We start from the raw sequence: 12,968 nt of genomic DNA, 5'->3' as shown, positions 1-12,968 counted from the left end.
CGCGGTTCGCTCCGAGCCCGCACCATGTCCGCCGACCTGCCCTCCCGCATCGAATCCGAAGTCCGCCGCCGCCGCACCTTCGCCATCATCAGCCACCCCGACGCCGGCAAGACCACGCTGACGGAAAAGCTGCTGCTGTTCTCGGGCGCGATCCAGATCGCCGGCTCGGTGAAGGCGCGCAAGGCCTCGCGGCATGCAACGTCGGACTGGATGGAGATCGAGAAGCAGCGCGGCATCTCGGTGGCATCGTCCGTCATGCAGATGGAGTACCGCGACTGCGTCATCAACCTGCTGGACACGCCGGGCCACCAGGACTTCTCGGAAGACACGTACCGCGTGCTCACCGCCGTGGACGCGGCGCTGATGGTCATCGATGCGGCCAACGGCGTGGAACCACAGACGCGGCGCCTGCTGCAGGTCTGCCGTGCGCGCAACACGCCCATCCTGACCTTCGTCAACAAGATGGACCGCGAAGTGCAGGAGCCGCTGGCGCTGATGGACGAGATCGAGCGCGAGCTGGGCATGACCGTGGTGCCGTTCACATGGCCCGTTGGCATGGGCAAGCAGTTCCATGGCGTGATGGACCTGCGCCAGCAACGCATGCGTGTGTTCTCGCCAGGCGAGGACCGTGTCGCCGGCACGGAGGAGGTGCTGGACGGCCTGGACAATCCAGCCTACGCCGACCGCTTCGGCATGCAGTACGACAACGCCAAGGGCGAGATCGAACTGGTGGCCGACGCCGCGCCGGCATTCGACCGCGACGCCTTCCTGACCGGCAAGCAGACGCCGATGTTCTTCGGCTCGGCCGTCAACAACTTCGGCGTGCAGGAGGTGCTGGACGCGCTGGTTGAGCTGGCTCCTGCGCCGGACGCGCGCGTCGCGATGCAGCGCACCGTGCAGCCCGAGGAGCCGAAGTTCACCGGTGTGGTGTTCAAGATCCAGGCCAATATGGACCCGGCGCATCGCGACCGCATCGCGTTCCTGCGCGTGGCCTCGGGCCACTTCGAACGCGGCATGCGGCTGAAGGTGGTGCGCTCCGGCAAAGAGCTGCGGCCCAACACGGTCGTGAGCTTCCTTTCGCAGCGCCGCGAGCTGCTGGACGAGGCCTTTGCCGGCGACATCATCGGCATCCCCAACCACGGCGTGCTGCAGCTGGGTGACACCATCACCGAGGGCGAGGCGCTGCAGTACACCGGCCTGCCGTTCTTCGCCCCAGAGATGTTCCGTTCGGTTGAAGTGGCTGACCCACTGAAGACCAAGCAGCTCAAGGCTGGCCTGCAGCAGCTCGGCGAGGAGGGTGCGATCCAGGTGTTTCGTCCCATCGCCGGCAGCGTGCTGCTGCTGGGTGCCGTGGGCCAGCTGCAGTTCGAGGTCGTCGCGCATCGGCTGGAGCACGAGTACGGCGTCAAGGCACGCATCACCGGCAGCCGCTTCCAGGTGGCACGCTGGGTGACCTGCGACGATCCGCAGGAGCTCAAGCGCTTCATCGACGCCAACGATCACCGCATGGCCTACGACGCCGTGGACGCGCCGACCGTGCTGGTCGAATACGCGCCCGAGCTGCGCGCCATCGAGGCCAACTGGCCCAAGATCAAGTTCCACGCGCTGCGCGAGCACGCCGGGCTGGTGTTCCAGCAACGGCTGGACGGCTGACGCACCTATGACGCGGCCCTGCCCTTCCTGCCGCCAGGCCATGCAGGTGCACGTGCTGCCCGCCGTCTACGGCGGCGCGGTGGAGATCGACTTCTGCTTCGCCTGTCACGGCCTCTGGTTCGACCACCTGGAGAATCTCAAGCTGGCTCCCGAGGCCATCGCGACGCTGTTCAAGGAGATGCATCGCCACCGCGACGAGCCGCGCACGCCGCTGGCCGGGCGGCTGAGCTGCCCGCAGTGCCATGGGCGCCTCGCGCAAGGCTTCGATGTCGTGCGCAGCGGTCGCTACATCACCCACCGCTGCGAGCAGCGACACGGCCGCTTCAGCAGCTTCGCGTCCTTCATGATCGAGAAGGGCTTCGTGCGTCAGCTGACCCGGCCCGAGATCTCCGACATCGCCGCCAAGGTGGGTGTCATCCACTGCAGCAGTTGCGGCGCACCGGTGGACCTGCGCCGCGAAGACGCCTGCTCGCATTGCCGCTCGGCCCTGTCGTTGCTGGACCCGCAGGCCGTGGAGCGGGCGCTGCAGAGCTACTCGAAGGCAGTGGCCCGCCCCGCGTCCAGCAGCGCGGATGTGGCCGATGCCCTCGTCGCCATGGCGCGGGAGAACTCGCGCGCGCAGCGCGAGAACCCCAGGCCCCCCATCCCCGGAGCCGTGGGCAGCATCCTGGCGGTGGACCTGCTCAGCGCGGGCCTGGGCCTCATCAGCAGCCTGTGGGAAGACTGAGGCCGCCGCGGCTGTGCAACACGGCTGCGATGATGCACGACCGCCTTTTGGCCCGAGTCCGATTTCGATGAGCAAGCACCTCCTCTTCCCCCTTGTCGCCGCCCTCGCCGCGGCGCCTGCCGCGCAAGCGGCCCCCGAGCTCGAAACCGTCGTCGACGGGCTGAAGACGCCCTGGGCCCTGGCCTTCCTGCCCGACGGCCAGTTCCTCGTCACGGAGCGTGACGGCGCCATGCGCACAGCCAGACCGGGCGGCAAGCCCAGTGCGCCCATCCAGGGCGTGCCGGCCGTCGACGCGGTCGGCCAAGGCGGCCTGCTGGACGTGCAGCTGGACAGCGACTTCGCGCGCAACCGCACGATCTACTTCTGCTACGCCGAGCCCGGCGCCGACAAGACCAACGGCACGGCGCTGGCCCGGGCCCGGCTGAGCGAAGACCTGAAGCGCCTCACCGACGTCAAGGTCATCTTCAGCCAGAAGCCCAAGATGGAAAGCTGGCTGCACTTCGGCTGCCGCATCGCCGAAGCGCCGGACGGCAAGCTCTTCCTCAGCATGGGCGAGCGCTACAAGGGCATGCAGAGCGCGCAGACGCTGGACAACCACCTCGGCAAGATCGTGCGCATCGGCAAGGACGGCAGCGTGCCGGCCGACAACCCCTTCGTGAAGACCCCTGGCGCCCTGCCCGAGATCTGGAGCTACGGCCATCGCAATTCGCAGGGCTTGATCGTCGACGCGCAGGGCCGGCTCTGGGAGCACGAGCACGGGCCCCAAGGCGGCGACGAACTCAACCTCATCAGCCCCAAGCTCAACTACGGCTGGCCCGTCATCACCTATGGCGAGAACTACGGCGGCGGCAAGATCGGCGATGGCATCGCGGCCAAGGCCGGCATGGAGCAGCCGGTCGTCAAGTGGGTGCCGTCCATCGCGCCCGCCGGCCTGGTGCGGTTGAAGAGCGCCAAGTACGGCGCGGGCTGGCAGAACAGCTTCTTCATCGGCTCGCTGAAGTTCGGCCACCTGGAGCGCGTGAAGCTCGACGGCGACAACCGCCCGGCCGAACAGGAGAAGCTTTTTCCCGACGCCGGCCGCATGCGCGACGTGCGCGAAGGCCCCGACGGGCTGCTCTACCTGGTGCTGGAAAGCGCGGGCAAGGTGGTGCGTGTGAAGCCCTGAGCGGGGTAGGCCCCAAACGCAGGGGCATGGGATCGATGCCAAGTTCGGGTGAGGCCATAACGGCATGCTATGCCGCGCGCTGCATCACGCGCACCTGAAGCGGCCTGTCGGGGCATGCCGTGCCCAGGGCAAACCTCGACAACGACGTGCCGCGCGCACCGCCCGACATGCTTCTCCCGCGCCTGCGGCCATGGTCCCTTGCGCGGCTGAAGCAGCCCTCGCAAGGGTCGGTCGGGCTCTTACAGTTCGGCCTGCCTTGACTCACCCGGCGCTTGGGCCGACCGCGCAATGGCTGCGAAACGCGCCCCCTTGGCATGACCGCACACCGCATCCTCCCCGCCATGGCCCTGCTGCTGGCCAGCCTGAGCGCCACCGCCCAAACACCGCCGCCCCAGGCCACACCGGCACCGGCACCGGCACCGGCACCTGCCCTCGCCGCATCCGCAGCGTCCGCGGCGTCCGCGGCCGCGAAGGGAGCCGACGCGCCCCCCGCCAACACGCTGGAGCGTGTGCAGGTCACCGCAGCCACCGAGACCGACGACAGCTTGCGCCGGCGCCAATCCATCGCCATGTCCATCTACGGCCGCGAGGAGCTGGACCGGCAGGGTGACATCGACGTGACCGACGTTCTCAAGCGCCTACCCGGTGTCTCCATGGACGGCGGCGCGCCACGGCTGCGCGGCCTGGGCGGCGGCTATACGCAGATCTTGATCAACGGCGAGCCGGCCCCGCCCGGCTTCTCGCTCGACTCGCTGGCCCCGGCGGACGTGGAGCGTATCGAGGTCGTCAGCGGCGCCACGGCTGAATACCCCGGCGTGGCCGGCACCATCAACGTCGTGCTGCGCGAGCCGCCGCGCACGCTGCAGCGCGAATGGCGCGGCAACGTCAACTACCGTGCGGTGCAGCCCGGCGGCAGCACCGCCTTCCAATGGGGGGACCGTATCGGCGCGGTGTCCTTTGTCGTGCCAGTGAGCGTGTCGCGCTCCGCGCAGGCCACGCACTACGAGCAGGTCCGTATCTCGCGCACGCCGGGCGGGCAGGTGCAGTCCCAGGCCATCCAGGGCCGCGACGAGGGTCGCAGCACCACCGCCCAGCTCGCGCCACGGCTGCAATGGAAAGCCACCGATTGGGACACGCTCAACCTCAGCGCCTTCTGGCAGCACGGGCAGTCGCGCAACGCCAGCGAACGCAGCATCGCGACACTGCTCGGCACGCCCTGGCTGACAGCGAACGACGACGCCCGCTCGGAGGGCAGCGGCGATGTCAGGCGCGCCGCTGCCAACTGGGTCCACAAGCAACAAGATGGTGGCAAGGTCGAGCTGAAAGGTTCCTGGCAGGACACCACGCGCGACAACGCGCTGCACTACGACAGCTATCGCGCCGACGGCCGGCTGCTGGTGACCCGCGAAACGCGCACCGACTTCGGCGAGGAACGCGCCGCTCTGGGCGGCCGCTGGACCCAGCCGATGGGCGACGACCACACCGTCGTCACCGGCTGGGACATCGAGACCCGTGAGCGCGACGAGCTACGCCGCATCTGGGACTTCGGCGTCGAGCGCCTGGACAGCGCCACCGGCTTGCCCTTTGCCGCGCGCATCGGGCGGGCCGCCGTATTCATCCAGGACGACTGGACACTCGGGCCCCAATGGGGCGTGCTGCCGGGCCTTCGGCTCGAAGAAGTGCGCACCCGCAGCGACGATGGCAGCCATGCAATCGACAACCGCGCCCGGGTGGTCGCGCCGACCCTGCATCTCAACTACAAGTTCGACCCCAAGGGCCGCGATCAGATCCGTTCCAGCCTCTCGCGCAGCTTCAAGATGCCCGACCTCACTGCGCTGGTGGGCCGCTACGTGCTGAACGGCAACTACGAACGCACCGAGACCAACACCCCCATCGCTGCCGACTCAGCCGGCAACCCCCAGCTGCAGCCCGAGCTGTCCACGGGGTTGGACCTGCGCTTCGAGCACTACCCGGCCAGCGGCGGCGTGTTCAGCGTCGGCTTCTTCTACCGCCAGATCGATGACCTGATCCGCCGAGGCATCCGCCTGGAGAGCGGCATGGCGCCGGACATTACCAACATGCCGCGCTGGGTCTCTCGCCCGATGAACATCGGCCGCGCCACCACCCGCGGGCTCGAACTGGAGATCAAGGGCCGCGGCGAGGAATGGCTGCCCGCACTGTTCGACAAGGACAGCGGCGTCAATCTGCGCGCGGCGCTGAACCTGTACCGCTCCGCGGTCGAACAGGTGGACGGCCCAGACAACCGCCTGGAGGCCCAGCCGCCATGGCTGTCCAACATGGGCTTTGACTGGCGCATCGCCGACAGCGGCTGGACCGTGGGTGCCAGCCTGGTGCTGCAGCCCGGCTACGCGACCAACCAGACCGACCTGCAGGTCGCACACCGTAGCGCCGTGCGCACGCTGGACGCCTTCGCCGCCTGGAAGGTGGACCGCTTTTCGCAACTGCGCGTGGGCTTCACCAACCTGCTGGCCCGAGACAACGTGGCGACCAACGCGGTGGAAGACCTGGACGGCTTCTCGGCCGGCAGCAGCACGTGGCGCAATACGTTGCGGGCGGTGAATGCGAGTTGGGTGGTGAGGTTCTGACGCGAGGCACGGCGCGTTCTCAGCCGCGTGCGCCTCCCAGAAGCAGACATCCACAACCGGAGGGTGCCGCCATCGACCAGGATGGGGCAGCCCTGAGGCCGAGCAGCTTCAGAGCGAACCCGAGCGTGGCGACCCTGAAGAGAGGCGGGGTACCGCCTGCTGTGGCTCCGCCGGACAAACCGTCCTGGTGGGCACCTCGCCCGATGCCCTGCTGCAGGCTCAGCCGCCCGATTGCTGCAGCCGGTAGTCGCGCAACGTGCGCAGCAGCGCCTGCTGGCGCGCCCCCGGCGGCAGCTGGCGAGCCACCTGCTCGAAGCGGGACACGTTGCCGGCATTCAGGAACGGGCCAACGTTCTCGGCCACGGATTGCGCGGCCTGCCAGCCGCCGGTGTGCACCAGGCCAGCGAACATGTCGTCGTAGCCGCTGGACAGGCCCAGCTGCTGCCACTGCTGCAATACCGGGTAGGCCTTGTTCAGCAGCACGGCGTCATAGCTCTTGCCCAGCGCCGCCACGGCAGCAGACACCGTCTCGGCCGAAGGAGGCAGCTTGGCCGCCAGTGCCAGCGCCGCGGCCTGCACATGGCCGTCCGGGAAGGCCAGCAGTTCACGCACGGCGGCCACCTGCTCGGCCGTGCTGCCCTGCGCAGCCAGTCGTTCCAGTTGCTGGAGCACCCCCACGACGACCTCGAAATGCTCGTCCATGCCCTCACGGCTGCTGACACGGCAGGCATTGGCGGCGTAGCACTGCTGCAGCGCCCGCAACGCCTGTGCCGGTGGCACGGCGGCGAGCGCGGCCGGCGTGACCGCCCCGTCCGCCAACGCACTGGCCGCGTCGGCCTCGGCCGGCACCGGCAGGGTGGGCGGCAGGGCCGCGGATGCGGCGCCGGCCGCGACGGGCGCCTGCCCGGGCGGCGCGGCAGCCTCGTCGTGCAAGACCCACCACAGGCCCAGCCCCACAACCGCAGCAAGGGCCGGCGCGAGAAGCTTCCTCATCGCCGCTCAGGGCTGCAGCGCCAGGAAGGTCGCTGCCGGCCAGCGGTTGCTGCGGCAGTAGGCCGCGTTGCCGGTACGTGCCAGGCAGGCGTTGACCAGCGCCGTGCCGAACGGACCGTACACATCGGTCTCGGTGGCGCCGTTGCGCGTAACGGTTTCGGTGCAGTGGAAGCGGTGTGCCATGGAGCGCGCCGCACCGCGCGGGCAGTCGCCGTTGCCGGTGGCGGCCAGCGCCAGGGCCTTGCTCCAGATCGGCATCGTGACGGCCACACCGTCCACCACGGTGGGCCGGTTGGCCGTGCAGACCGCGCCGCCGCCGGCGTTTACGCAGGCCTGCGTGCTGGCCGCGGTGAAGGGACCGTAGGTCTGGCTGGCGCTCATGCACTGGCGCAGGTGGTTGTCGTAGCGCGTACCGTTGGGGCAGTGGGCGTGCTTGGCCGCAGAGGGCGCGGCTGCCGGCACGGCCCAATTGGCCAGCGTGGATGCCGGGTAGAGGTTGCCGGCGAAAACCCAGCCCTCGCGCAGCACGCCATCGGTGTGCGTGTACTCGACGCGGTAATAGAGGTTGTTGGCCGACGCCGTGCCGAAGACCTCCTTGACCTGCACGACGCTGTTGGCCGGGATAGCCACCAGCAGCGTGCCGCCAGGCGTGGCGCGCATGTTCAGGTTGGGCACGATCTTGACCCAGTCACCGGCGTAGGCGATGGCACCGGCTTCGGTGGGCGCCGCACCTACGGCCAGCGAGGCCTGTGTGGCAGTGGTGCCGGCGTCGATCCAGCCATCGGTCAGCACGCCGTTGACCAAGGCACGGATGCGGTACAGACGACTCTGCTGCTGGGCGCCGACCACCATGAAGTCCAGCACCTGATAGGTGCCGGCCGCGGCTTGGCCAAGCACCATGCCGTTGGGGGCGGAACGCAGCTCCAGAGGCTGCAGCGTTGCGATGGCGCTGGCCAGCGACTGCAGGCCAGGCACCTGGGCTCGGCAGAGCTCGTGGCGGTTGTGGTCGATGCGCGCATAGCTGGTGGTCTGCGCGACGTAGACGGGCGTAATGCTGGCCTCGTCGAAACTGGCCCGTCCAGCCAGGCAGGCGGCGTCACGCACGTCGTCCACGCATTCCAGCGTGGCGCCATTGAGCACGCAGGCGGCACTGCCCACCTGCAGCAGCCGGCCAGGCTCGACGCTGCCGCCCGTAGGCACCGGGCAGGACGGACCGTCATCCATCAGGCAAGCCACGTCGATGGCCGCAGCCTTGGTGAGGTCCGCCACGTCGGGCAGCCACAGCCGGTTGTCGTAGTTGTCTCGGTAGCCGTTGTCCTTGGCGACGTTGACATCGGCCGTGTTCTGCCAGCGGCAGACCTTGGTGGGGCCGCCGTTGTAGGCCGACCAGGCCGAGCGCGCGCGGCCGCGCCAGTACTCGTCGACCTGGGCCGTCGTGCCAGTGGGTTCAGCCACGCCGCCCAGGCAGGCGGCCGGTGCAGACTCCCACGCGGCATAGTAGATGTCGATCGCGTAGGTGAAGTTCTGCATCATGTTCCAGCCCTTGCCTTCCTGGAGCTGGACGAAGTGGTAGCGATCGTCGACCTGCATCATGCCGTGGCCGTGGCCGCTGTCGCCGCGCATCATCTTCAGCACATAGGGCTGGCCTGTTGCGAGCTGGGCGTCGCGGTAATGCGACCAGAAGGTCTCCTGGCGCAGCGTCGCGTAGGTGCCGCGCTGGAACGCCTCCAGCTCGCGTGCCGACACAGCGGGTTTGCGTGAGCGCAGATAGCGCTCGCTAGCGTCGCGGATGACCGGATACATGGCCTGCATGTAGCGCTTGCGCTCATCGACGAGGCTGGCGGCGGCGTCGTTGAAGACGACACCCGTGTAGTTGCCGCGCACGAAGCTGTCGGGGCCGAAGGCCGAGGCGTCGCAGCCTGAGGGCGCGCGCCCGTGGGTCCAGGCACCGCCGACCTTGTTCGTGCAGGCCCAGTCGTTGGGCGTGGCGGTGTATGCGGCCTGTGCGGAGCCGGCCAGGCCCAGGCACAGCGTGGCGAAGAAGGCGAGTCGTTTCATGGCTAGCCTCCGTGTCAGATCGAGCGGCGGCGGGCGACGCCCGCGACAGCGGCCAGGCCGGCCAGCAGCAGCATGACGCTGCCGGGTTCCGGCACGGCAGCCACATCACCCACGCGCACGGCCCAGGCCTGACCCAGGGTGTCCATGGAGAGCTGGTCCTGCGCGCCCATGCCCATGAAGAACGCCAGGCCCCAGCCGGACTCGCCGGCCGTCCCAGTCCAGAACACCGGACCGACGGGGTTGCCGGGGTCCACGAGCCCGCTGAAGCTGCCCGTGTTCGTGAGGCCGGCCGCCGTGTTTCCGAGGCTGGCGTAGTAGAGGTGGCCGAGTTCGCTGTTCAGGCCGGCGTTGTTGATACCCACGTCGGTCGAACCGTCTTCCGAGTAGTCGAACTGCAGGCTCAGGCCGTTGACCGGCAGGACGGTCGGCAGGCGCCAGTCATCAAAGCCGCCGAAGCTCAGCGACTCCGCCCACTGCACCGCATCGGCCTGGGTGCGCAAGCCGCCGAGGCTCGCGTTGGCGATCCAAGTCAGGTTGGTCTCGGTGTCGTAGACCATGCTGCCGTTGGCGCGCAACTGGAGCTCGGCATGCGCCGGGCCTCCGATCAACAGGCCCGTCAGGGCGAGGGTGGCGAGCAGCTTGTTCTTGAGCGGGATCATGGCGGATGCGAGCGTGTCGCGGAGCTGAGGCGGGTCGCATGGTCCGCAAACCGGCTGCGCAGACGTCAGCGGGTTAGTCCGCAACGCTGCTGCCAATTCAAGCGGGCGGCATAACCACCAGGTATGCGCCGCTGCACCTCGCACGACCTGACCCTCCTGGCGTGGGCAGGACAATCCGGCCCTCGCCCCACCCTCCCCCCTTGTTCTTGGGGGGGGGCATCGACCTCCGCGTTCCTGCTGCATGCCCTTTTCCGACTGGTTCTCGCCCGCGCAGCTGTTCGGCTACGCAGCTTTCGTGCTGGGCGTCGGCTGTTTTTTGCAGACCGACGACAGGCGCTTCAAGCTCTTCATGACGGGCGAATGCATCGCCTACGTCGCACACTTCGCGCTGCTGGGAAACCCGACTGCGGTGGCCAGCTCGCTGTTGTCCATGCTGCGCTCGGTACTGTCGCTGCACACGCGGTCAGGCTGGGTGGCGGTGGGCATCGTCGCGGGCAACATCGGCTTTGGCCTCACCATCGCGACCCGGCCCAGCGACTGGCTGCCGCTGACGGCGTCCTGCCTGGGCACCATCGCCCTCTTCACGCTCCAGGGCATCCCGATGCGACTGCTGATGTTGTGCGGCACCGGGCTCTGGATCGCAAACAACCTGATCGCCGGCTCCATCGGAGGCACGGCGCTGGAGGTGGTGGTAGCCGCGGTCAACCTCGGCACGATCTGGCGCATGGCGCGGCACCGCCGCACGGGCACCGCCGGTTGACGCCTGGCATGGCCCAGGCAGCCGTTTCCGTTCTTGCAGTCAAACTGCACGACTGAGGCGACAGCACGGCCTGCCACGTCCAGGGTCACACCGATACTGGCGAGCCATGACCGAGCTGCATTCCTCGCTGGCGCGGGAACGACAGTCCGTCGAGGCCGCACCACCTCTCTCCGCCCCCCCGACCGGCAGGGCCGAGGATGCCGCGGGCCCTCCCGCCGAGATCGATGTGCGGCGCATTGCGTTCAGGCAGTGCGTGACCTCCATGCATCGCGCGATGCTGACGACGCCGCTGGGCTGGGCGCTGGCCGCATGGCTGTGCCGGGAGCTCAAGGCCATCGATCGGCTACCCGGCTGGCTGGCCCTGGCCGCCCCCGGCTGGGTGCTGAGCCTGCTGCTGCTGGCGTTCGTGCGCCGGCATGGTGCGGACGTGACGCGCCACGGCGCGGCGGTGACCGCCGCCGCCGTGATCGACGGGCTGTGCTGGGGCGCCATGGCCTGGTGCCTGATGAGCGACGACGTGATCCTGAACGTCGGCATCGGTGCGATGCTGTGCGGCGTGGCCGCCGTCAACACGCCGGTCTACATCACGCGCATCCACCTATTCTTCTGCCAGAGCGCCGCGATGTGGCTGCTGGTGCTGGTCAACGCGCTACGCGACCCGATGCCTCCGATGGCGCACGGCGCCGCGCTGGGCCTCGCGCTCCTGCTGGCGCTGCTGTCCTTCTATCTGCAGGGCGTGGGCGCGCGAATGGTGGACGGCATCCGCCTGCAACTGGCCAACGCCGCCCTGGCCGCGCAGCTGCAGCACGCCCTGGACGCCATGGCGCGCCAGGCCGGCACCGACGCACTGACCGGCCTGCCCAACCGGCGCTCGCTGGACGCAGCGCTGGCCGCGCAGTGCGCCATGGCTGCCCGCGAGGGCCGGCCCTGCGCCGTGCTGATGCTGGATCTGGACCACTTCAAGGCCATCAACGACACCCACGGCCATGCCGTCGGCGATGCCGTGCTGCGCGCCTTCGGACAGCGACTGCAGGCGCAACTGCGCCGGTCGGACCTGTGCGCCCGCTACGGGGGTGAAGAATTCGTCGTACTGTTGGCTGGGACGCCGTTCGAACCCGCGGAGGAGGTGGGCGAACGGCTGCGCGTGCTTGTAACCGCCGAGCCACTGGTTGAGGGTGTCACGGCAACGGTGTCCGTTGGCACCGCCTCGTTCCGTCCCGGCGATGACATGGCCTCGCTGCTGGCGCGTGCTGACGCGGCCCTGTACGACGCCAAACGCAGCGGACGCAACCGCGTCGTGTCCGGCTGACCCTGTGGCTCAGCGGTTGGCCGAGTAGTTCACCGGCAGCCAGTCATAGCCCTTGCCGTCGACGCGCAGCCGGCCGATGCCAGGGAAGCTGACGTGCGCGACGGCCACGTAGTAGCCGCCCTGGGCCGCAGCGGCATAGGCCTTCTCGCGGGCCGGAGCGGCCGCCTTGGGATCGGAGTCGAACTGGATGGTCACCGCCGGCTCCTTGAACTGCACCGCAGCCACGTGCATCAGGTCGCCCCAGAACATCATCTTCTGACCCTTGCTCTCAGCCACATAGTTGCTGTGGCCAGGCGTGTGGCCATAGGCCGGGAAGGCCTTCACACCGGGCACGATCTCGACGCCGTCCGTGCTGCCGTCGAATGGCTTGAAGCGACCCGTGTCAGCGTAAGCCTTGACGACGGCGGCGATGGCCTTGGCGCCATCGCTCTTGGCGACCTGCTCGGGCGCAAGCCAGAAGTCGGCATCGCGCTTGTCCAGGCGCAGCGTGGCATTGGGGAAGGCTCCGGCGCCTCCGATATGGTCTCCATGCATGTGCGTGATGACGACCTCGTCGACCTGCTCAGGCGCATAGCCCGAGGCCTTGAGGTTGGCCAGCACGCGGCCGGCCGTAGGACCGAACAGGCCGGCAGTGCCGGTGTCCACCAGCACGATCTTGCTACCCGTGTTGATGAGATAGGCATTGACCGAGGTCTCCAGCGGCACGCCCAGGTAGGCGTGCTGCAGCGCACGCAGCGTATTGGGCGCGGGCTGCTGCAGCAGCTTGTCGACGGGCAGGTCCAGCGTACCGTCGTTCAGCGCCGTAATCTCGAAGTCGCCAAGCTGCAGGCGATACCAGCCGGGTGCCTGGCTCTTGAGCTGCGGACCGGCAGCGAGGGCCGGCGCGGCACCCAGGCCAAGACCGGCAATGAGGGCAAGGGCGGCGGGAAGCAGGCGTTGGGGCATCGTGGGTCTCCGGGCATGAGGGGAAGCGGCGCAGGATAGCGGCGGCCGCGCGACCCCGCAGCCCCCAGGGCTGCTGTCTGCCCTCTGGACAGC

General features: G+C 69.0%; 10 protein-coding genes. 6 read left to right on the top strand and 4 right to left on the bottom strand.

Annotated elements, in window-relative coordinates; genetic code table 11:
• Positions 1-24: 24 nt before the first annotated feature.
• The 4 genes from QM732_RS24065 (at position 25) to QM732_RS24050 (ending at position 6,151) form a co-directional block, all read left to right on the top strand.
• Positions 25-1,653, top strand: a complete 1,629-nt coding sequence (locus tag QM732_RS24065; protein ID WP_415658617.1) for a peptide chain release factor 3 — start codon at positions 25-27, stop codon at positions 1,651-1,653.
• A gap of 7 nt (positions 1,654-1,660) precedes the next feature.
• On the top strand, positions 1,661-2,380 hold the full coding sequence (locus QM732_RS24060; RefSeq protein ID WP_415658616.1) for a zf-TFIIB domain-containing protein: 720 nt from the start codon (positions 1,661-1,663) through the stop codon (positions 2,378-2,380).
• A gap of 67 nt (positions 2,381-2,447) precedes the next feature.
• Complete coding sequence (locus QM732_RS24055; RefSeq protein WP_415658615.1) at positions 2,448-3,545, top strand: PQQ-dependent sugar dehydrogenase; 1,098 nt, start codon at positions 2,448-2,450, stop codon at positions 3,543-3,545.
• 314 nt (positions 3,546-3,859) lie between these two features.
• Positions 3,860-6,151 (top strand): TonB-dependent receptor plug domain-containing protein, encoded by a 2,292-nt coding sequence (locus QM732_RS24050; RefSeq protein ID WP_415658614.1) that lies wholly within the window; start codon positions 3,860-3,862, stop codon positions 6,149-6,151.
• A 219-nt stretch (positions 6,152-6,370) separates the two neighbouring features.
• Here the strand turns inward: QM732_RS24050 and QM732_RS24045 are convergent, their stop codons facing one another.
• The 3 genes from QM732_RS24045 to QM732_RS24035 are packed head-to-tail and all read right to left on the bottom strand — an operon-like array spanning position 6,371 to position 9,861.
• The gene (locus QM732_RS24045) at positions 6,371-7,144 is read right to left on the bottom strand and encodes a hypothetical protein (protein ID WP_415658613.1); all 774 of its coding nucleotides are present in this window, start codon (positions 7,142-7,144) and stop codon (positions 6,371-6,373) included.
• A gap of 6 nt (positions 7,145-7,150) precedes the next feature.
• Positions 7,151-9,202 (bottom strand): hypothetical protein, encoded by a 2,052-nt coding sequence (locus tag QM732_RS24040; RefSeq protein WP_415658612.1) that lies wholly within the window; start codon positions 9,200-9,202, stop codon positions 7,151-7,153.
• Between the two features lie 14 nt (positions 9,203-9,216).
• Positions 9,217-9,861: a PEP-CTERM sorting domain-containing protein gene (locus QM732_RS24035; RefSeq protein ID WP_415658611.1), complete on the bottom strand. Its 645-nt coding sequence runs from the start codon at positions 9,859-9,861 to the stop codon at positions 9,217-9,219.
• Positions 9,862-10,102: 241 nt separating this feature from the next.
• On the opposite strand from QM732_RS24035, the gene QM732_RS24030 reads away from it, so the two are divergent.
• Both QM732_RS24030 and QM732_RS24025 read left to right on the top strand, forming a co-directional pair.
• Entirely contained in the window at positions 10,103-10,621 is a 519-nt protein-coding gene (locus QM732_RS24030; protein ID WP_415658610.1) for a YgjV family protein, read from the top strand.
• Positions 10,622-10,727: 106 nt separating this feature from the next.
• Positions 10,728-11,930, top strand: a complete 1,203-nt coding sequence (locus QM732_RS24025) for a diguanylate cyclase (protein ID WP_415658609.1) — start codon at positions 10,728-10,730, stop codon at positions 11,928-11,930.
• Between the two features lie 9 nt (positions 11,931-11,939).
• Here QM732_RS24025 and QM732_RS24020 read toward each other — a convergent pair whose 3' ends face one another.
• Positions 11,940-12,875, bottom strand: a complete 936-nt coding sequence (locus QM732_RS24020; protein WP_415658608.1) for an MBL fold metallo-hydrolase — start codon at positions 12,873-12,875, stop codon at positions 11,940-11,942.
• Positions 12,876-12,968: the final 93 nt, after the last annotated feature.

It is taken from the genome of Roseateles sp. (assembly GCF_047654805.1).
Lineage (GTDB): Bacteria > Pseudomonadota > Gammaproteobacteria > Burkholderiales > Burkholderiaceae_C > Pelomonas.
This window is presented reverse-complemented; position numbering and strand designations above follow the sequence as displayed.

Coding starts and splice junctions, on each gene's coding strand:
- QM732_RS24065 (WP_415658617.1), top strand. CDS start 25: ATGTCCGCCGACCTGCCCTCCCGCATCGAATCCGAAGTCCGCCGCCGC.
- QM732_RS24060 (WP_415658616.1), top strand. CDS start 1,661: ATGACGCGGCCCTGCCCTTCCTGCCGCCAGGCCATGCAGGTGCACGTG.
- QM732_RS24055 (WP_415658615.1), top strand. CDS start 2,448: ATGAGCAAGCACCTCCTCTTCCCCCTTGTCGCCGCCCTCGCCGCGGCG.
- QM732_RS24050 (WP_415658614.1), top strand. CDS start 3,860: ATGACCGCACACCGCATCCTCCCCGCCATGGCCCTGCTGCTGGCCAGC.
- QM732_RS24045 (WP_415658613.1), bottom strand. CDS start 7,144: ATGAGGAAGCTTCTCGCGCCGGCCCTTGCTGCGGTTGTGGGGCTGGGC.
- QM732_RS24040 (WP_415658612.1), bottom strand. CDS start 9,202: ATGAAACGACTCGCCTTCTTCGCCACGCTGTGCCTGGGCCTGGCCGGC.
- QM732_RS24035 (WP_415658611.1), bottom strand. CDS start 9,861: ATGATCCCGCTCAAGAACAAGCTGCTCGCCACCCTCGCCCTGACGGGC.
- QM732_RS24030 (WP_415658610.1), top strand. CDS start 10,103: ATGCCCTTTTCCGACTGGTTCTCGCCCGCGCAGCTGTTCGGCTACGCA.
- QM732_RS24025 (WP_415658609.1), top strand. CDS start 10,728: ATGACCGAGCTGCATTCCTCGCTGGCGCGGGAACGACAGTCCGTCGAG.
- QM732_RS24020 (WP_415658608.1), bottom strand. CDS start 12,875: ATGCCCCAACGCCTGCTTCCCGCCGCCCTTGCCCTCATTGCCGGTCTT.